The sequence below is a fragment of the Rhodocyclus gracilis genome (assembly GCF_009617575.1).
Classification (GTDB): Bacteria; Pseudomonadota; Gammaproteobacteria; order Burkholderiales; family Rhodocyclaceae; genus Rhodocyclus; species Rhodocyclus gracilis.
Genome location: NZ_WIXJ01000001.1, coordinates 69,583 through 90,238 on the forward strand (window position 1 = coordinate 69,583; position 20,656 = coordinate 90,238).

The 20,656-nt window shown below is 64.6% G+C and carries 13 protein-coding genes; 6 read left to right on the forward strand and 7 right to left on the reverse strand.

The annotated features are described in order from the left end of the window. Positions 1–87 precede the first annotated feature (87 nt). Complete coding sequence (acs, locus tag GHK24_RS00380) at positions 88–2,061, reverse strand: acetate--CoA ligase (protein ID WP_153467284.1); 1,974 nt, start codon at positions 2,059–2,061, stop codon at positions 88–90. Positions 2,062–2,414: 353 nt separating this feature from the next. Between acs and GHK24_RS00385 the strand changes: the two genes are divergently transcribed. From GHK24_RS00385 to GHK24_RS00405, 5 genes are all read left to right on the forward strand, one after another. Beyond that, a complete protein-coding gene (locus tag GHK24_RS00385; protein WP_153467287.1) occupies positions 2,415–2,954 on the forward strand; it encodes a TIGR00645 family protein in 540 nt (179 codons plus the stop codon). A gap of 82 nt (positions 2,955–3,036) precedes the next feature. After that, a complete protein-coding gene (locus tag GHK24_RS00390; RefSeq protein WP_153467290.1) occupies positions 3,037–4,569 on the forward strand; it encodes a fumarate hydratase in 1,533 nt (510 codons plus the stop codon). Positions 4,570–4,618: 49 nt separating this feature from the next. After that, positions 4,619–5,404 carry a glutamate racemase gene (gene murI, locus GHK24_RS00395; protein WP_340666063.1) on the forward strand — a complete coding sequence of 262 codons (786 nt, stop codon included), beginning with the start codon at positions 4,619–4,621 and terminating at the stop codon, positions 5,402–5,404. 81 nt (positions 5,405–5,485) lie between these two features. Continuing rightward, on the forward strand, positions 5,486–6,829 hold the full coding sequence (locus GHK24_RS00400) for a TIGR03862 family flavoprotein (RefSeq protein ID WP_340666082.1): 1,344 nt from the start codon (positions 5,486–5,488) through the stop codon (positions 6,827–6,829). Further along, positions 6,826–7,854, forward strand: coding sequence for an AI-2E family transporter (locus GHK24_RS00405; protein ID WP_153467298.1), 1,029 nt, complete (start codon positions 6,826–6,828; stop codon positions 7,852–7,854). The genes GHK24_RS00400 and GHK24_RS00405 overlap by 4 nt, the downstream gene beginning before the upstream one ends. 21 nt (positions 7,855–7,875) lie before the next feature. Here the strand turns inward: GHK24_RS00405 and GHK24_RS13740 are convergent, their stop codons facing one another. Next, positions 7,876–10,845, reverse strand: a complete 2,970-nt coding sequence (locus tag GHK24_RS13740; RefSeq protein ID WP_153467301.1) for a sensor domain-containing protein — start codon at positions 10,843–10,845, stop codon at positions 7,876–7,878. Between the two features lie 183 nt (positions 10,846–11,028). Further along, positions 11,029–14,292 carry a bifunctional diguanylate cyclase/phosphodiesterase gene (locus GHK24_RS00415; RefSeq protein ID WP_153467304.1) on the reverse strand — a complete coding sequence of 1,088 codons (3,264 nt, stop codon included), beginning with the start codon at positions 14,290–14,292 and terminating at the stop codon, positions 11,029–11,031. A 259-nt stretch (positions 14,293–14,551) separates the two neighbouring features. On the opposite strand from GHK24_RS00415, the gene GHK24_RS00420 reads away from it, so the two are divergent. Then, positions 14,552–16,162 (forward strand): peptide chain release factor 3, encoded by a 1,611-nt coding sequence (locus GHK24_RS00420; RefSeq protein ID WP_153467307.1) that lies wholly within the window; start codon positions 14,552–14,554, stop codon positions 16,160–16,162. 180 nt (positions 16,163–16,342) lie between these two features. Here the strand turns inward: GHK24_RS00420 and GHK24_RS00425 are convergent, their stop codons facing one another. From GHK24_RS00425 to lpdA, 4 genes are all read right to left on the reverse strand, one after another. Beyond that, the gene (locus tag GHK24_RS00425) at positions 16,343–17,149 is read right to left on the reverse strand and encodes a MetQ/NlpA family ABC transporter substrate-binding protein (protein ID WP_153467310.1); all 807 of its coding nucleotides are present in this window, start codon (positions 17,147–17,149) and stop codon (positions 16,343–16,345) included. A gap of 55 nt (positions 17,150–17,204) precedes the next feature. Beyond that, positions 17,205–17,858: a methionine ABC transporter permease gene (locus GHK24_RS00430; RefSeq protein WP_153467313.1), complete on the reverse strand. Its 654-nt coding sequence runs from the start codon at positions 17,856–17,858 to the stop codon at positions 17,205–17,207. Next, a complete protein-coding gene (locus GHK24_RS00435) occupies positions 17,848–18,879 on the reverse strand; it encodes a methionine ABC transporter ATP-binding protein (RefSeq protein ID WP_153467316.1) in 1,032 nt (343 codons plus the stop codon). Before GHK24_RS00435 ends, GHK24_RS00430 begins: the two co-directional genes overlap by 11 nt. Before the next feature lie 275 nt (positions 18,880–19,154). After that, on the reverse strand, positions 19,155–20,579 hold the full coding sequence (gene lpdA, locus GHK24_RS00440) for a dihydrolipoyl dehydrogenase (RefSeq protein ID WP_153467321.1): 1,425 nt from the start codon (positions 20,577–20,579) through the stop codon (positions 19,155–19,157). Between the last annotated feature and the right edge of the window lie 77 nt (positions 20,580–20,656).

The following is a 20,656-nucleotide window of genomic DNA, read 5'->3' on the forward strand; positions in this document are numbered from 1 at the left end:
CGCTTGTGACGGCTTACCCGATCTGTCTCCTGCCACCTCAAAACTGTGCGGCACCCGCGTAAGAACGGGCGCCATCGCTGCCCGTGCTTAGGCGACGTTGCGCTTGAGTTGATCGAGGATCGCCGGGTTTTCCAGCGTCGAGGTGTCTTGCGTCACCTCTTCTCCCTTGGCCAGCGAACGCAACAGGCGGCGCATGATCTTGCCGGAACGCGTCTTCGGCAGGTTTTCGCCGAAGCGGATGTCCTTCGGCTTGGCGATCGGGCCGATTTCCTTACCGACGTGATCCTGCAAATCCTTGATGACTTTCTTCGCCGCATCGCCTTCCGGACGGACGCCCTTGAGGACGACGAAGGCGCAGATCGCCTCGCCCGTCAGGTCGTCAGGGCGGCCCACGACGGCGGCCTCGGCAACCAGCGGGTGCGAGACGAGCGCCGACTCGATTTCCATCGTACCCATGCGGTGACCGGAAACGTTGAGGACGTCGTCGATACGGCCGGTGATGGTGAAGTAACCGGTCTGCGCGTCGCGCATCGCGCCATCACCCGCCAGATACAGTTGGCCGGCGAAATCGTCGGGGTAGTAGGAACGCTTGAAGCGCTCGGGATCGCCCCAGATCGTGCGAATCATCGCCGGCCAGGGGCGCTTGACGACGAGAATGCCGCCCTTGCCCCAATCGAGCTCGGTGCCGGTTTCATCGACAACCGCCGCCTGAATGCCGGGGAAAGGCAGTGTGCACGAACCGGGCACCAGCGGCGTCACCCCCGGCAGCGGCGTGATCATGTGGCCGCCGGTCTCGGTCTGCCAGAAGGTGTCGACGATCGGGCAGCGGCTGCCGCCGACGTTCTCGTAGAACCACATCCAGGCAGCGGGGTTGATCGGCTCGCCCACCGAGCCGAGCAGACGCAGCGACGACAGATCGTAGTTGCGCGGGTGCACCGTCGGCGTCGCCTCGGCCGCCTTGATCAGGGAGCGCACCGCCGTCGGCGCCGTATAAAAGATCGATGCCTTGTGATCCTGCACCATCCGCCAGAAACGCCCGGCATCGGGATACGTCGGCACCCCTTCGAAGACGATCTGCGTACCGCCGCAGGCGAGCGGGCCGTAGGCGATGTAGGTGTGCCCGGTGACCCAGCCGATGTCGGCGGTGCACCAGAAAACGTCGTCGGGCTTCAGGTCGAAGGTCCACTTCATGGTCAGCACGGCGTGCAGCAGGTAGCCGCCGGTCGAATGCTGCACGCCCTTCGGCTTGCCGGTCGAACCGGAGGTGTAGAGCAGGAAGAGTGGATGCTCGGCCTCGACCCACTCCGGTTCGCAGACGTCGGACTGACCAGCGACGAAATCGCCCCAGAAAACGTCACGCCCGGCCTGCATGGCACAGTCGGCGCCGGTACGCTGCCAGACGACGACCTTCTTGATCGATTCGCAACCGCCCATCGCCAGCGCTTCGTCGGCGATCGGCTTGAGCGGCAGCGCCTTGCCGCCACGGCACTGACCATCAGCCGTGATCAGGAAGACAGCGCCGGCGTCGTTGATGCGGTCGCGCAGGGACTGCGCCGAGAAGCCGCCGAAAACGACCGAATGCGTCGCACCGATCCGGGCACACGCCTGCATGGCGACGACTCCCTCGACCGACATCGGCAGGTAGATGACGACGCGATCCCCCTTGCGCACCCCGGAGGCCTTCAGCGCGTTGGCAAAGCGGCTAACACGGGCGAGCAATTCGCGATAGCTGATGCGTGACACACTGCCGTCATCGGATTCGAAGATGATGGCCGTCTTGTCGCCGAGACCCGCCTCGATGTTGCGGTCCAGACAGTTGTACGAGACGTTCAGGACACCATCGTCGAACCAGCGGAAAAACGGTGCGTTCGATTCGTCGAGAACACACGTGAAAGGTACCTTCCAGCTCAGATGCTCACGCGCCAGACGCGCCCAGAAGCCGGCGTAATCCTTCTCGGCTTCAGCGCACAGCGCACGATAGGCCTCCATGCCGGAAATCGTGGCCTGGCTGACGAAATCGGCGGGGGGCGTAAAAACCTGCAAGGAATCGGCTTGGGACATCGTGGGCTCCTGAATAATATTCTTCTGGGGACGGCGATTGGCGCGCTGACGGGCTTGCGGGGCAAGCGCTGCAAGGGCGGCTCAGGCGATCATACCTGCAGGACGTCGCGCTGTGAATTTGCCGTGCATTCGCTCCGGAAAGAGCGGTTTCGAGCGATTTGACGCGCCAAATCTTACAGCGCCCTTACGCGTTTTCGCTGCAGCGCAACATCCGCCCTGACGGGCAGTGGCCGGAGCAATGATGTAAAATCGCCCGTCAAGAGTCGTCAAGTGCGCTCGCTGCGCAGTTTTCCGCGTCATTGGCCAACTGCACGGTTCTTGTGATTTTCACCCCCACCACCTGACCATTCCCCATGCCCAAACGACCGCTCGAAAGCACTCTCGAATCGGCCATTTTCTGGAGCCGCTGGCTGCAAGCCCCGCTATACCTCGGCCTGATCGTGGCCCAGGTGGTGTACGTGTATCTCTTCATGGTCGAGCTCTCGCATCTCGTCCAAGGCGTCTTTGAAAGCGGCAATGTCGACGAGACGCAGATCATGCTCGTCGTCTTGGGCCTGATCGACGTCGTCATGATCGCCAACCTCCTGATCATGGTCATCATCGGCGGCTACGAAACCTTCGTCTCGCGCCTTGACCTTGCCGAGCATCCCGATCAGCCGGAATGGCTCTCGCACGTGAATGCCGGCGTCCTCAAGATCAAACTGTCGACGGCGATCATCGGCATTTCGTCGATCCACCTGCTCAAAACCTTCATCAACGCCGCCAACATGAGCGAGCACGCGATCAAGTGGCAGGTCATCATCCACATCGTTTTCCTTCTCTCCGCGCTGGCCATGGTCTGGGTCGACAAGCTCATGAACCAGACGCTGGCCATCTCGAAAGCCCACGAATAAACCGTCGGCGCACCGGGCGGCGCTTCCCTCACTTTCTTCAAAACAAGCGGCACCGGACGGGCGCCGTGCAGGAGATTTGCTCATGACCGTGATTCGTCAGCAGGACTTCATCGATAGCATCGCCGACGCCTTTCAGTACATCAGCTGCTATCACCCGCTCGATTATCTGAACGCTCTCGCCGAAGCTTACGAGCGCGAACAAAGTCCCGCCGCCAAGGATGCCATCGCCCAGATCCTGACCAACAGCCGGCTGTGTGCGGAAGGTCGGCGCCCGATCTGTCAGGACACCGGTATCGGCGTCGTATTCCTCAAGGTCGGCATGAACGTGCGATGGGATGCCACGTTGTCGCTTCAGGAAATGGTCGATGAAGGCGTGCGCCGCGCCTACACGCACCCGGACAATCCGCTGCGCGCCTCCGTGCTGCTCGACCCGGCCGGCGCCCGCAAGAACTCGAAAGACAACACGCCGGCCGTGCTGCACGTCGAAATCGTTGCCGGTGATGGCCTCGAAGTGATCTGCGCCGCCAAGGGCGGTGGCTCCGAAAACAAAAGCAAGTTCGTCGCCCTGAACCCCTCCGACTCGATCGTCGACTGGGTGATCAAGACCGTGCCGCTGATGGGCGCTGGCTGGTGTCCGCCGGGCATTCTCGGCATCGGCATCGGCGGCACGCCGGAAAAGGCGATGCTGCTGGCCAAGGAATCGCTGATGGCGCCGGTCGACATCCACACGCTGATCGAGCGCAGTCAGAAAGGCGAAAAGCTCAGCCGCGTCGAGGAACTGCGTCTCGAACTCTTCGAGAAGGTCAACGCGCTCGGCATTGGCGCGCAAGGTCTTGGCGGCCTGACCACCGTGCTCGATGTGAAGATTCTCGACTACCCGACGCACGCCGCCAGCCTGCCGGTAGCGATGATCCCCAACTGCGCGGCTACCCGCCACGTGCATTTCCACCTCGACGGCAGCGGCCCGGCACGGCTCGATCCGCCAGCGCTCTCCGACTGGCCGCAGGTGACCTGGGCGCCGGATCTCGAGAAAGCCACGCGGGTCAATCTCGATACGCTGACACCGGAGGAAGTCGCCGCCTGGCGGCCGGGACAGACCCTGCTGCTCAACGGTCGCCTGCTGACCGGCCGCGATGCGGCCCACAAGCGCATTCAGGAAATGCTGGCGCGCGGCGAGCCGCTGCCGGTCGACTTCACCAACCGCGTCATCTACTACGTCGGCCCGGTCGATCCGGTGCGCGATGAGGCGGTCGGCCCGGCCGGCCCGACGACGGCAACGCGCATGGATAAATTCACCGAGATGATGCTGGCGCAAACCGGCCTCATCTCCATGGTCGGCAAGGCGGAACGCGGCCCAGCGGCCATCGCGGCGATCAAGAAGCACCGTTCGGCCTATCTGATGGCCGTTGGCGGCGCGGCGTATCTCGTATCGCGCGCCATCCGCTCGGCCAAGGTACTCGCCTTTGCCGATCTCGGCATGGAGGCAATCTACGAATTTGAGGTCAACGACATGCCGGTCACCGTCGCCGTCGACGCGAACGGCGAGTCGGTGCATGAAACCGGACCGAGGACATGGCAGGCAAAAATCGGCAAGATCCCGGTCAGCGTCGCCTGAGCGCAGCGCTGATGCTTGCCGCCGACACGCGCTGCCATCGAGTCCGCGCGTGATCGGCGTCTTTGATAGCGGGCTGGGCGGGTTGTCCGTTCTGGCGGCGATTGCCCGCGCCCTGCCGCGCGCCGACCTCACGTATTTCGCCGACAGTGCCTACGTGCCCTATGGCGAGCGCGACGACGCCTTCATCCGCGCGCGCGCCCTGGCGATTGGTCAGCACCTCGTTGATCGCGGTTGCCGTGTGCTCGTCGTTGCCTGCAATACGGCCACGGCCGTCGCCGCGACGGCCTGCCGCGAGCATTTTCCGGGCGTTCCGGTCGTCGGCGTCGAACCGGGCGTCAAACCGGCCGCCGCCAGTTCGCTCAATCGGCACATCGCCGTCCTAGCCACCTCGGCCACCGCGCGCAGCGAGCGCCTCGCCCGCCTGATCCGGCAGCACGCGACCGGAGTCCGTGTGGATGTCGAAGCCTGTCCTGGCTGGGCCACCCGCGTTGAAAGCCTGCAGCAAAACGATCCAGCCTTCATCGCCGAAGCCCGCGCGCGCCTCGAACGGCTGCTCGCCGCCGGGGCCGACCGCATCGTTCTGGGCTGCACGCACTACACCTTCCTCGCCCCGACGCTGAAAACGCTGATCGATGGGCGCGCCCAGCTGGTCGATGTCGCCGATGCCGTCGGGCGGCAATGCGTGCGGCGTGCCGGAGGGATCGCACGCGGCGATGGCCAGCTCGAACTGCTCGCCAGCGCCCAACCCGAACGTCTGCAAAACATGCTTCCCGCGCTCGGTCTCGACTGGCTTGCGCAGCACGCCGTGGCGCCGGCACAGCATGTCGATGTCTAAGCGGCCTTGATCATGCCCGGCATCGTTTCGCCTACGCCGCCCGCGCATCCATCAGCGCATCCATCCGCCTCCGCGCCCGTAATCAAGACGGGGCATATCGCTGTCATCGGCGGAGGCCCGGCCGGTCTGATGGCCGCCGAGACGCTCGCCCTCGCCGGATACGGTGTCGACCTCTACGACGCCCTGCCCTCCGTTGGGCGCAAGCTGCTGATCGCCGGCAAAGGCGGACTGAACATCACCCACGCGGAGAACGAGCTCGATTTCCGCCGCCGTTACGGTGCGCGGCAAGCCGAGATCGCCCCCTTGCTCGACGCGTTTGGCCCGACAGCGTTGCGCGACTGGATGCACGCCCTGGGGATCGATTCCTTCGTCGGCAGCTCCGGGCGCGTTTTTCCGGTCGGAATGAAAGCGGCGCCGCTTCTGCGCGCCTGGTTGCGGCGCCTGCGCGCGGCTGGCGTGCAACTGCATATGCGCCATCGTTGTCTGGGCCTCGTCCGCGACAGTGCTGACAACACCGTTGCGCCGCGCTGGCGCCTGGCGACGCCCGAAGGTGAATGCGTGATCGAACCGACGGCGACCGTGCTGGCGCTCGGTGGCGGCAGCTGGCCGATGCTCGGCGCCGATGGACGCTGGGTTGAATGGTTACGCGCTGCCGGTATCCCGGTAGCCTCCCTGCTACCCGCCAACTGCGGCTTTGAACGCCCCTGGAGCGACTTCTTTCGCGAACGCTTCGCTGGCGAACCGCTCAAGAACGTCGCCGTCCGCGTCGGTGCTGCTTCGCCCATTGAAGCCGCCGCGACGACGGACACACCACCCGCTGGCCCGCCAGCGTCCTCCCGTGAAGCAACACGCGGCGACAACTGGCGACGCGGTGAATTCATCGTCACCACCCACGGCGTTGAAGGCGGACTCATCTACGCGCACGCCGCCGCCTTGCGCGACACCATCGCTGCCGTGGGGCACACGACGCTGTGGCTCGACCTCCTGCCCGACCGCACCGCGGCCGAGGTGCGGGCAGAGGTAGCCCATCCGCGCGGCCGGCGCTCGCTGGGCAGTCATCTCGCCTCACGGCTGGGTCTGAAGGGCGTCAAAGCGGCCCTCCTGCGCGAATGCGCCAGCACCGAAGAGCTGGCCGATCCGGAACGTCTGGCGGCGGCGATCAAGTGCCTGCCGCTCACGCTGCACAGCCCGCGCCCGCTCGCGGAAGCGATCAGCAGTGCCGGCGGCGTGCTCTTTTCCGCGCTCGACGAGCACCTGATGCTACGCGCCCTGCCGGGCATTTTCTGTGCCGGCGAAATGCTCGACTGGGAAGCACCGACGGGCGGCTATCTGCTCACCGCCTGTTTCGCCAGCGGCCGGGTTGCAGGCAGCGGCGCCGCGCGCTGGCTCGCCGGTGCGCCCGCATTGCCGAGGAACACGCCATGACTCACGCCTCCTTCCCCGCGACCCAGGCGACGCGCTACGACATCGCCGCCTGGATCATCGCCGCGTTACTGATGCTGCTGCTTCTCGTCATGCATCTCCTGCCAGCGCTGCTGGCAGGGCTGCTGGTGTACGAAGTCGTCCGGCTGCTGGTGCCCGTATTCGCGCGCCACGTCTCGAACGGCACCGCCAAAGGCGTGGCGGTCGGCTTGCTCGTCCTGCTCATCGGCGGCGTGACCGCTGCCGCCGTCTTTGGCATCGCCGCGCTCTTGCAGAGCGAAGGCGGCAGCCTCTCCGCCCTGCTCTCGCGCATGGCCGACATCATCGACGCCTCGCGTGAACAGCTCCCCGCCTGGCTCGCCTCCGCCCTGCCAGACAACGCGCAGGAACTGCGCGAGGCACTGACGAGCTGGTTGCGCCAGCACGCCGAGGAAGTCCAGCGCATCGGTCGTGAAACCGGCCACCTCGTCGCCCATCTGCTGATCGGTATGATCGTCGGCGTGCTCGTCTCCCTGCGCGAAGCCAGCAGCACGGACGTACCGCACGGGCCGCTGGCCCGCGCGCTTTGCGAGCGCACGGCACGACTGGCGCACGCCTTTCGCTGCATCGTCTTCGCGCAGGTACGCATCTCGGCGATCAACGCCTCGCTGACGGCGCTTTATCTGGCCATCATCCTGCCCTTGTTCGGCGTCCATCTGCCGCTGGTCAAGACACTGATCGTCCTGACCTTCGTCGTCGGCTTGCTGCCCGTGGTCGGCAATCTGGTCTCCAACACCGTCATCGTCGTCGTCAGCCTTGCCCACTCGCCGCACGCTGCCGTCGCCTCGCTCACCTTCCTCGTCCTCGTGCACAAGCTTGAGTACTTCCTCAACGCCCGCATCGTCGGCGCCCAGATCCGCGCCAGCGCCTGGGAACTGCTCACCGCCATGCTGCTGATGGAGAGCGCCTTCGGGCTCGCCGGGCTGGTCGCCGCGCCGATCTTTTACGCCTGGCTGAAAGACGAACTGAGCGAGCGTGGCCTCATCTGAGGCCGCCACCGAGCCGGTCGTTCAAGAGCCGGCGATGAAGGCATCGAGGGCTTCCGCCGGGAGCGGCCGGCTGAAGAGGTAGCCCTGATAGACGCGGCAGCCAAGCTCTTCGAGAAAAACGCACTGCGCTTCCGTCTCGACGCCTTCGGCGATGACCTCCATCGCCAGCCCCTGCCCCATGGTGATGATGGTGCGGGTAATGGTTTCGTCGTTTTTCCGTCCCGGCAGATTGCGCACGAAGGACTGGTCGATCTTGAGCTGGTCCAGCGGTAGCCGCGCCAGATACGACAAGGACGAATAACCGGTGCCGAAATCGTCCATCGAGAACTGAACGCCCAGCGCCTTGATCGCGTGCATCTTGGCGATGGTGTTCTCCACGTCCTCCAGCACCAGACTCTCCGTGAGTTCGAGCTTGAGCAGCGCGGGATTGGCGCCACTCGTTTCCAGAACCCTCTGCACCTGCGCGGCAAAATCCAGCTGACGGAATTGCCGCGCGCTGACGTTGACCGCCACCTGCACGCCGCGCGTGCGGGCATTGCCCTGCCAGTGTTTCAGTAGCTCGCAGGCGGTCTCCAGCACCCACAGACCAATGGGCAGGATGAGGCCGGTTTCTTCGGCCAGAGGTATGAAATCGTTCGGCGACACCATGCCACGCTGCGGGTGCTGCCAGCGCAACAAGGCCTCGACGCCGATCAGGCGACGCTCGATGTCGACCTGCGGCTGGTAGTGCAGACGGAACTGCCGGCCCTTGAGGGCCTGGCGCAACTCGCTTTCCAGCGTTGCCCGACGATCGAGCGCCGCCTGCATCGCCGGGTCGAAAAAGCGCAGCGTGTTACGCCCGGAGTTCTTCGCGTGATAGAGCGCGAGGTCGGCGTGTTTGAAGAGGTTTTCCGCCGTATCGCGCTCGTGAAACAGGGCGACGCCGATACTGCCGCCGCAGTGGTATTCCTCGTTCTTCAGCAGGAATGGCGTATCGATGACCTCGCGCAGCTTCTCGCCCAGAACCTTCGCCTGATGCGTCGCCCCGGCGAGTTCTTCGCCGAGGTCTTCGAGCAGCACGACAAATTCGTCGCCGCCCTGCCGCGCGACGGTGTCGCTCTCGCGCACCACCCGCCGCAGGCGCTGCGCCACTTCGATCAGCAGGAGGTCGCCGACATCGTGCCCGCGTGTGTCGTTCAGCGCCTTGAAGTTGTCGAGGTCGATAAAGAAAATGGCGCCGTAATGACCACTGCGTACCGTCGCAGCCACGGCCTGCGCCAGCCGATCCTGCAACAGCCGGCGGTTGGGCAGATGCGTCAGCGCATCGTAATAGGCAAGCCGGTGGATCTCCGCCGCCGCCTCGCGGTCCTCGGTGATGTCGGAGAAATTGCCGACGAAATGCGTGATCGTGCCGTCGGGCGTCACCACGGCAGTCACCGTCAACAGCTCGGCGTAGATCTGACCATTTTTGCGTCTATTCCAGATTTCGCCTTGCCAGTAGCCTTTTTCGTGGAGCAGCTGCCACATGCGTTCGTAAAACTGCCGGTCCTGCCGTCCGGAATTGAGCATCGCCGGGGTCTGGCCGATGGCTTCCTCCGGCGCGTAGCCGGTCAGGCGACTGAAGGCCGGATTCACCCGCAAAATAATGCCCTGCGGGTCGGTGATGATCATGCCGCTTTGCGAAGCAAAGGCGACAGAGGCGATCCGCAGCTCGTTCTCCGCGCATTTGCGCCCGGTGACATCGCGCGTGATGCCGATGAAGTGATTGAGCCGCCCCTGCTCGTCGAGCACCGGCGAAATGCTCAGATCGTTCCAGAAGACAGAACCGTCCTGACGGTAATTGAGGATTTCCCCGGAGAATTCCTCGCCACGGTCGAGCGCCGCACGTATTGCGTCGATACTGCGCGGATCGGTCAGCGGCCCTTGCAAAAACCGGCAATTGCGCCCGATGACCTCGTCGCGCGCGTAGCCCGTAATCTCCAGAAAGGCCTCGTTCGCCGTCAGGATGCGCTGATCGTGACTGGTGATGACAACGCCCTGCGACACCGCTTTCAGCGCGGCGTCGCTCAGACGCAGTTGCTCCTGATGCAGCTTGACCGCCGTGATGTCGGTGACCAGCACGAAAAACCCGAGCACTTCGCCCTCGACTTTGTGCGCGATGTACTGCGCCCAGGTGTAGCTGAGTTCGCCGTTGGCCTTGATCAACGTGCGCTCGAATTGCTGGTCCTTGCCGCGCAAGACAGCGCGGATGTAGGGCTCGTTCTTGGCAAACAGCTCGGCCCCCAGCAACTCCTGCATGCGGATGCCCTGCATCTGCTCGATCGTACGACCGAACCAGGCGAGATAGCCCTCGTTGGCAAAGGTGCAACGCAGTTCGCGCGTCCAGTAGCCGAGCATGCCGGGAATGTGATTGGCGATGGCGCGCGCGAAGTTCTCGCTAAGCAGCAAAGCCTGTTCCGCCTGTTTGCGCTGGCTGATATCGGTGACCGCCAGACAGACCGCGACCTGCTCACCGTTGTGCACGCCGCGCACACAATCGAGCCGGACGTGAACCGGGGCGCCATCGCGGCGCTGGCGCAGGAGAAATTCGTCATTCTGGTGTTCGTCGCGAGACAGCGTGCGGGCCAGAAGATCCTGCCACTGCGGCCGCGCCTCGGGCGCGAGGAGTGAGGAAAAAGCGCGTTGCAGAACCTCCTCCCGCGCGCAGCCAAGAACGCGCTCGCAGGCGCGGTTGAGTGCGGCAATCCGCCCGTTTTGCGAGATGCTGACGTACCCCACGGGCGCCTGCTCGTAGAGGTCGCGATAGCGAATCCCCGCAGCGTCCAACTCGGCGCGAAGCTCGCGCAGCATTTCCTTGTGCGCGTCGAGTTCCTGGCGGCACAGCAGCAGCTCGCGCTGCACATCATCGATCGCGCGACGCGATGCGCTTTCATGCGCCGTGCCGACGCCCCCTGGCCCGGGATCGGCTCGCGGGGGCGAATGAGGCTGCGTCGCTGGCTCCGGCGGAATCATCAGCCACCTCCTTGTCCGAGCGCAGCCCCCCCCGCCAGTCCGCAGGCCGGCAGACGCCACACTCGAGGGTAAATCACACGACACGTCGGCTAAGGACGCCTCGGGAGTCGACAGCGTGCGGTTCACACAATTCCCGGAGCAATGAACTCCCGGAACGATCTCGCCGGGCGATGAAGGCCGCAGCTAGCCGTGCGCAGGGCGCGGGCTGAATTCGTCCGCCGGCGTGGGCACCCCGAAGAAATAGCCCTGAAAGGCGCCGCAGCCCGCCTCGCGCAGGAGGCGGCGCTGCACCTCGCTCTCCACCCCTTCGGCGATCACCGGTACGCCGAGCCCGGCGCCGAGCGCGACGAGCATGCGCACAAGCGCCAGCGCGTCGGCATCGCTGCCCAGGCGGCAGACGAAAGACCGGTCAATCTTCAGTTGTTCGAGGGGCATACGGTGCAGACAGGGCAGCGACGAATAGCCGACGCCGAAATCGTCGAGCGAAAAGGCGACGCCGAGCCCGCGAATCTCACGCACCCGCGCGAAGACCATTTCGTCGGCTTCGAGCAGGATGTCTTCCGTCAGCTCCAGACGCAGTTTCGTCGGATCGGCACCGCTCTCGTGCAGCGTCCGGCGCAGGGTGTCGACAAAATCGGCATGACGGAACTGACGACGGCTCACGTTTACCGCCAGCGTCAGCGAGCGCATTTCCGGCATCGCCGCCCAGATCGCGAGCTGCCGGCACGTTTCGCGCAGAACCCACTCACCGAGGGGAATGATCAGGCCGGACTCCTCGGCGAGCGGGATGAAGGCCGCCGGCGCGAGGAGACCGCGCTGCGGATGTTGCCAGCGCACCAGCGCTTCGGCCCCCAGCGACTGCCCGCCGGCGTCGACCTGCAACTGATAGTGCAAACGCAGTTCGCCGGTGGCGATACCGTGGCCGAGCTCGCTCTCCAGCTGCGTCCGCATTTCCAGCGCCTGCTGCATCTGCGGATCGAAAAACCGCACCGCATTACGGCTCGCCGCCTTCGCCTGATACATGGCGACGTCGGCGTGTCGCAAGAGATCATCGACGCTGGCGTCGTGGCCGAGAAAAAGCACCACGCCAATGCTGCAGGTGCAGTAATACCTCTCCGGCAGGTTCGACAACACGAAGGGACGCGCCAGCGTTGCCAGCAGCTTGCCGGCGATCTCCTCGGCTTGCGCGGCGGCCTGCCGGGGCTCGTCGGCAAGTCCTTCGAGCATGACGACGAATTCGTCGCCCCCCAGACGGGCGACGGTATCGCCTTCACGCACCGTCGCCTCGAGACGACGCGCCACTTCCACCAGCAACTGGTCGCCGACTTCGTGGCCCTGCGTGTCGTTGAGCCGCTTGAAATGGTCAAGGTCGAGGAACATCAGCGCCCCGCGCCGTCCGCTACGCGCGCTGGCCGCCAGCGCCTGCGCCAGCCGGTCGTGCAGCAAGCGACGGTTGGGCAAGCCGGTCAGCGGATCGAAAAAGGCCAGCGCATGAACCTGCGCCTCGGCCTCCTTGCGCTCGCTGATATCGAAAAACGCCGCGACAAAATGGCTCACCTCGCCGGCGGCCGAAAGAACAGCCGTGATCGTCATCCATTGCGGCACAATCCGGCCATTCTTGTAGCGATCCCAAATCTCGCCCTGCCAGAAGCCCGAGTCGCGCAGCGATTCGTTCATGGCGCGATAGAACTCGGCGTCGTGCTTGCCCGAGCGCAGCAAGGCCGGCGTCTGACCGATGGCCTCCTCGGCCGCGTAACCGGTCATCCGCGTGAAGGCGCCATTGACACGCATGATGCGTCGCTCGACGTCGGTGATGATGATGCCTTCCTGGGTGTGAAAGGCTGCGGCTGCCGTCTGCAACTCATCGACGTGCTTGATGGGGGTGATGTCCTCGTGCGCGATGACGGCGCCCTCGTAATCGTCGAGGCGGCTGACGCGCATCTCCAGCCAGCGCGGTTCGACCAGTGCGCCCGTCGGCAGGCACAGCACGCCCAGATACTCCAGGCGCTCGCTCAGACAGCGGCCGGCGAGGACGTTGGCAATCGCCGTCAGCGCGGCGCGCTCGCTCGACTCGTCGCTGGCACAGAGCAGACCGTTCGGGCAAAGCGAAAAATAGTCGCGGCCTACACTGTCAGCAAAATGCTGCGATGCCGTCCCCAACCAGGCCGACTCACGCCCGAGACGCTGCCAGGCGTCGTTAACGCGAACGATGACGCCATCGCTATCGAGCACGCAGACACACTCGCTCAGCGAATCGAGGATGCTGCGATTGAGCTTGTCGCTGCCGCGCAGCGCGCCCTCGGCCGCCTCGACCGAGACGATCAGCGCATTGACGCTCGCCGCCACTTCGCCGATCTCGTCATCCGACCGCTGCGGCAGGGCGCTCCGCGGTATCTCGGCGCGGCTCATGGCGCGCAGGTGCAGCGCGATGTCGGCCAGCGGCAGCAACTCGCGACGCAAGAGCAGCCAACACAGCGCCGCCGCCAGCAGGGTCAAGGCGGCAGCCAGCACAAACAAGGCAACGCGTATTTCGCGAACGGGAGCGAATGCCTCGTCGGTCGGCAAGACGGCAACCAGCATCCAGCCCAGAGCCGGCACCCGGCGTGCCGCAACCAGCTCCTCAACGCCGCGCGAATTGACCGAAACACCGGCCACTTCCTCGCCGCGCATGATGCGGTCGTGCAACACGTTGCGGCCCGGAGGCGGCACCGGCTGCATGACGCGCGACGGATCGGTTGCCGTGATCACCAGCCCGCGCGCCGGCGCAATCAGCAAATAGCCGCCCGTGCTGCCGTAATGCTGCCCGCGCAGCGTATCGAGAAAATTCGGGTGCTCCAGATCGTTCTCACCGACAAAGGCACCGTGAACGCCACCATCGGCGTCGACAATCGGATACACCACCGAGAGCACCCGCGCCCCGTCACGCCCGTCGGCCAAGGCATCGCTCAGATGCGGCTTGCCATCCTGCAGGGCTTCGCGTACGTCGGCGCGCTGCCCCAGATTACGGCCGACGCGCTGCAAGTCCTCGGGCAGACTGGCGATGACCTTGCCGTCGCGGTCGACCACGAAGAGCCCGCGATTGAAATTACCGAGCAGCGCCGGCCGCTCTTCAAGAAAGCGCTGCGCCCGCGGCGCGCTGCGATAGACCGATGTAACAAGGCGCGTCGCACCGGCGGCAATGAGTTGCTGCTGCTTGAGCAATTCGCGCTGTACATCGTCCGCGACAAAGCTCGCCGCCGACTGCTGCTGCGCTATCAGCGACTTCTCAATATCGGTCTTCAGGAAATGGCTGGCGAGGAAAGCCGACGACCACGAGACGGCAGCCAGCATGGCCAGCGCCGTCAGCGTGATGCGCAAACGCAGCGAGGAGCGCCAACGCCCGGAAACTCCGGCGCGGGCGCGCGGCAGGGCAGCGGCATCGGGCGAGGAGTTCTGAGGGGGGAACATGGCTGGAAAAGTCGTGCGCGCGCAATCACACAATCACATGATCGGCGAATACTAGCGCGCCCGCCGCCCTCATCCAAGAACAAAAGCATAGTGGCGGCGGCACCTCGCAGCGCGCCAAATTCCTCCGGCCGACGACTCCTGCTATAGTTCGGCCTCTCTTCGCGCGCCCTGCACGCACGCGGCCATCATCACTGCCCGCCAACCGCCATCTCCGCCCGGCGGCCCTGTTTTTTGCGCGGCACCACGCCTCCGACCGTCGATGAACTCCCTGCCCTATCCGCCCGAACTGCTGCGCGACATCGCGCGGCGGCGTACGTTTGCCATCATTTCCCACCCTGACGCCGGCAAGACGACCTTGACCGAAAAGCTGCTGCTGTTCGGCGGCGCCATCCAGCTCGCCGGCACCGTCAAGGCACGCAAGTCGGCGCGCCATGCGACGTCCGACTGGATGGAGGTGGAAAAGCAGCGCGGCATCTCGGTCACCAGTTCGGTGATGCAGTTCGAGTACCAGGGCCACGTGGTGAACCTGCTCGACACACCGGGCCACGAAGATTTCTCGGAAGACACCTACCGCGTGCTCACCGCCGTTGACGCGGCGGTGATGGTCATCGACGCGGCCAAGGGCGTCGAGGCGCAGACGATCAAGCTGCTCGAAGTCTGCCGCATGCGCAACACGCCGATCATCACCTTCGTGAACAAGTTCGACCGCGAAGTGCGTGAGCCTTTCGAGCTGATGGAAGAGATCGAGGAAGTGCTCGGTATCGAGTGCGCGCCGATCACCTGGCCGATCGGCATGGGCAAGACCTTCCGCGGCGTCTACCACCTGCTCGACGACTCGCTACTGCGCTTTGCGGCGGGCGAAGAGAAGAAGAGCACGGCCGAAAAGCTCGACGGCATCGACAACCCGCTGCTCGACACGCAGTTTCCGCTCGAAGTCGGCAAGCTGCGTGAAGACGTCGAGCTGCTGCGCGACGCCAGCAGCCCCTTCTCACTCGACGACTTCCGCGCGGGCCGGCAAACGCCTGTCTTCTTCGGTTCGGGTATCAACAACTTCGGCGTGCAGGAAATACTGCAGGCGCTCATCGACTGGGCGCCGCCACCGCAAGTGCGCGACGGCGGCACGCGGCAGGTGCAGCCGGGCGAGGCGCCTTTCTCCGGCTTCGTCTTCAAGATCCAGGCGAACATGGATCCGCGTCACCGCGACCGGATCGCCTTCTTCCGCGTCTGTTCCGGCCGTTACTCGTCGGGGATGAAGGTCAAGCACGTGCGGCTCGACCGCGAAATCAAGCTCGCCAACGCGCTGACCTTCATGGCCAACGAACGCGTGCTGATGGACGACGCGGTCGCCGGCGACATCATCGGCATCCACAACCACGGCAACCTGCACATCGGCGACACCCTGACCGAAGGCGAAACGCTTGGCTTCAAGGGCATCCCGTACTTCTCGCCGGAGCTCTTCCGTCTGGCGCGTCTGCGCGACCCCCTGAAGAGCAAGCAGCTGCAAAAAGGCTTGCAGGAGTTGGGCGAAGAAGGCGCCATTCAGGTCTTCGAAAACCTCGCCACCGGCGCCCTGCTGCTCGGTGCCATCGGCCAGCTCCAGTTCGAAGTCGTCGCACAGCGCTTGCAGACCGAGTACAAGGTCGACGCGATTTTTGAACCGGCCGACATTCACACCGCCCGCTGGCTGACCTTCCCCGACGACGCCACGCGCCGCAACTTCGAGCGCGAACAGCAGCACCGCATGGGCCGCGATGTCGACGGCAATCCCGTCTACCTCGCCAGCTCGCGCTACAACCTCGACGTGACGCGCGAGAAGTGGACCAAAGTCGGCTTCCACGCCTCGCGCGAACACGGGCAGGTCATGGGCTGAGACTTTATACCGCGCGTCCCCGGGCGCACCTCCGGGCACGCGCATCTGCTAGCGCGACGGCAAACTGCCAGACACCACGCAAGAAAGCCTGCTCCCAACGCGGGCGAACCCGTGCGTCAACGCAAAAAAGCCGCTGGCCCCTCGAGGCGCCAGCGGCTTTTTTCTGGGTGGTCGACGCGCTTACCAGCCCGTGATCACCGCCCCCTTGAACTCGGTGTCGACATACTTCTTCACTTCGGGGCTGTGGTAGGCCTTGAGCAGCAGCGGCAGCCAGGTCGCGTTGCGGTCGGCTTCGCGAATGACGATCACATTCACGTAAGGCGACTTCGCTTCTTCGAGCAGGATGGCGTCCTTCTGCGGATTCAGGCCGGCCGGCAGAGCGAAGTTGGAGTTGATTGCCGCAGCGTCAACGTCGCTCAAGGCGCGCGGCAGTTGTGCCGCATCGATCTCGCGCAGGCGCAGCTTCTTCGGGTTGTCGATGACGTCGAGCGGCGACGCCTTGAGACCAGCATCCGGCTTCAGCTTGATCAGGCCCTTCGCAGCCAGCAGGAGCAGCGCGCGACCGCCATTGGTCGGATCATTCGGAATCGCGATCTGGGCCCCCGCGGGCAGGTCGGCGAGCGACTTGAACTTCTTTGAATAAACCCCCATCGGGAAGGTCACGGAGTTACCGACGCTGACCAGCTTGTAGCCACGATCACGCACCTGATTATCGAGGTAAGGCTGGTGCTGGAAGATGTTGGCGTCGAGATCGCCTGCCGCAAGGGCCGCGTTCGGCTGCACGTAATCGGAGAATTCGACGATGCGGATCTTCAGCCCTTGTTTTTCCGCAACTTTCTTGGCCTGCTCGAGAATTTGCGCGTGCGGGCCGGCGGTGACGCCGATCTTCAGCTCTTTCTCGGCAGCGGAGGTAGTGAAGCTGGCGGCAGCGACCAAGGCCAGCAGCAGTTGCGGCGCGCGACGCGCCAGCGAGGGAAAGAAAGCCATGCTTATCCTTTCAGGGGGGAAAATGGTTTCAGCGACAAAGGTTCAGCGATATGTCTTAACGATGATCCACGCGACTGGCGACCACATCGCCGAAGGTTTGCACCAGTTGCACGACGACGATCAGGATCAGCACGACCATCGCCATGACTTCGGGCATGAAGCGCTGATAGCCGTAGCGGATGCCGAGATCGCCCAAGCCGCCGCCACCAACCGCGCCGGCCATGGCCGAGAAACCGATCAGATTCACCAGCATGATCGTCAGGCCGTTGATGATCCCGGGCAGCGCTTCAGGAACGAGCACTTTGCGTACGACTTGCAGCGGCGTCGCGCCCATCGCCTGCGCCGCTTCGACGAGACCGGCATCGACCTCACGCAGCGCCCCTTCGATGAGCCGGCCGACGAAGGGAATCGCCGCGATGGCCAGAGGCACCACCGCCGCCGCCGTACCGATGGACGTGCCGGTGATCAGACGCGTCAGCGGAATGATGGCGACCATCAGGATGATGAAAGGTGTCGAGCGCACCGCATTGACCACGAGGCCCAGCGTGCGGTTGAGCAGCGGGCGTTCGAGGACGTTGCCGGGCGCCGTGATCGAGAGGATCAGACCAAGCGGAATGCCAACCGCCGTCGCGATACCGCCGGCGATGCCGACCATGATCAGCGTCTCGACGAAGGAATCCCAGAAGAGCGAAAGCAATTCACTGGACATGCGCCACCTCCACGCGAACATCGCGCTCGGCGAGCCAGGCCCAGGCGGCTTCGAGCTGCGCCGCCTCGCCCTTGGCCAGCACGAGCAGGCTGCCGAAGGGGCGGCCGCGTATTTCATCGATCTGACCGTGCAGAATATTGATGTCGACGCTGAAGCGGCGGCTCAATTCGGAGATCAGCGGCGCATCGGTCGACTGCCCGGAGAAGAACAAACGGCGCAAGGCCGCCCCATCGGCCAGATGCGGCTGCGACAGGCGTTCGAGAAGTCCGGGCGGTGTCTCATGGCCGATGACATCGCGAATCAGGGTCTGCGTCAGCGCCATCTGCGGCTGCGTGAAGACGCTGAAGACGTCGCCCTGCTCGATGATGCGCCCACCGTCGAGGACGGCGACACGGTCGCACAGATCCTTGATTACCTGCATTTCGTGGGTAATGACCACCACCGTCAGCCCCAGGCGGCGATTGATGTCGCGCAGAAGTGCGAGAATCGAGCGCGTCGTCTCGGGGTCGAGCGCCGAGGTCGCCTCGTCGCAAAGCAGGACTTTCGGCTGGCTCGCCAGCGCGCGGGCGATGCCGACGCGCTGCTTCTGCCCCCCGGACAACTGCGCCGGATAGCGCCCGCGGTGATCGCCGAGGCCTACGAGATCGAGTAGCGGTGTGACGCGTTCCTCGATGGCGGAACGCGTCATGCCGATCAGTTCGAGCGGCAGCGCGACGTTATCGAAAACAGTCCGCGACGACAGCAGGTTGAAGTGCTGGAAGATCATGCCGATTTCGTGACGCGCCGCCCGCAATGCCGCCGCGTCGAGCACGGTCAGATCGCGTCCGGCGACCAGCACGTGGCCTTCGCTCGGTCGTTCCAGCAGATTGATGCAGCGAATCAGGGTGCTCTTACCGGCGCCGCTGCGGCCGATGATGCCGAAAATCTCGCCGGGATCGATCTTCAGGTCGATACCGCTGAGCGCTTCGACGCGCCCGGCGCTACCGGCGTAGAACTTGGTGATGCCTTGCAATTGAATCATGGTCTTCTGTGGGTGGTGCAGTTCGCGGCGCGGTGGAGAAAGCGCCCGCCGTGCTGAACTGCGGCTGGCACCTTAGCACCATCGCCGGCGACCACTAAGGAATAAAGAGTTCTCAGCTTATGCCCATCGGTGACTAGGACAATCATATCGCCGACACATGGCGGCGAAACCCAGGCGCACCAGGAGCAACGCTAGTGCGGTCGACAGGCAGAAGAAAAAACGCGAGGGACCGGTCGCAGCGCAACCGGCCCCTCGCCGCGTCTGACTAGCGCCGATCAGGCGTGCAATGCCCGCTTGTCGCAGGCCAGAGCCGCTTCGTGAATGGCTTCCGACAGGGTCGGGTGACCGTGGCAGATGCGGGCGATGTCTTCCGAAGAGGCGCCAAATTCAAGCGCCGTGACGCCTTCCATGATCAGCTCCGAAGCGTTCGCACCGACAATATGCAGGCCAAGCACGCGGTCGGTTTTAGCACAGGCCAGCATCTTCACGAAACCGCCCGTCTCGCCCATGCCGAGCGCACGTCCGTTGGCCATGAAGGGAATCTTGCCAACCTTGTAGTCGACACCTTCATCCTTCAACTGCTGTTCGGTCTTGCCGACCCAGGCGATTTCCGGGCTGGTGTAGATGACCCACGGGATGGTATCGAGATTGCAATGCCCCGCTTGCCCGGCCATCAACTCGGCAACCATGACGCCCTCTTCCATCGCCTTGTGCGCCAGCATCGGCCCGCGCACGACGTCACCCACCGCCCACACATTCGGCAGATTGGTACGGCATCGGTCGTCGACGACCACGCGCCCGGAAGCGTCGAGAGCCAGCCCGACGGCCTCGGCATTCAGTCCGTCGCTGTTCGGCGCGCGACCGACCGAGACGATGAGGCGGTCGGCTTCCAGCGTCTGCGCCGTGCCATCGGCGTCGGTGTAGGCGACCGACACGGAGTTTTCCCGCGTGTCGACGGCACCGATCTGGACACCCAGACGGATCGTCAGACCTTGTTTGGCAAAGGCGCGCGCGGCCTCGCGGGCGACATCGTTGTCGGCACTGGCGAGGAACTTGGGCGAAGCTTCCAGCAAGGTGACCTCGGTACCCAGACGGCTCCAGACACAGCCCATTTCGAGGCCGATCACCCCCGCGCCGATGATCGCCAGCTTCTTCGGTACGGCGTCGATGGCGAGCGCGCCGACGTTATCGCAAACCAGTCGGTTATCGACGGTAATGCCCGGCAGATGCCGCGCACGCGATCCGGTGGCGACAACGACCTGCGTGGCCTCGACGATCTCGTCGCCGACTTTCACTTGCCAGTTCGCGCCCTCACGCCCGACGAAGGCGCCGCGCCCCGGCAGGAACGTAACCTTGTTCTTCTTGAACAGGCTGCGGATACCACCGGTCAGTTGGCTGACGATGCCGTCCTTGCGCGCCTGCATGCGCGCCACGTCGATTTCTGGCGGGGCGATGCGAATCCCCTGCTCTGCAAAGCGGTGTGCCGCCTCTTCAAAAAGATGAGAGGTGTGCAGCAACGCCTTGGTCGGGATGCAGCCAACGTTGAGGCAGGCGCCGCCCAGACGCGGTTCGCCTTTCGGGTCGGCGTACGGATTGTCTTCGCAGCAGGCGACCGAGAATCCGAGTTGTGCCGCGCGGATGGCCGCGACATAGCCGCCGGGGCCGCCGCCAATGACCAGAACGTCGAATTGCTTGGGCATGATTTTCTCCCTGAAATGTGAATCCGGCGCCCTTCTGCGTCGGGTGAAAACAGACACGCGCCGCGCCCCGCATCCGC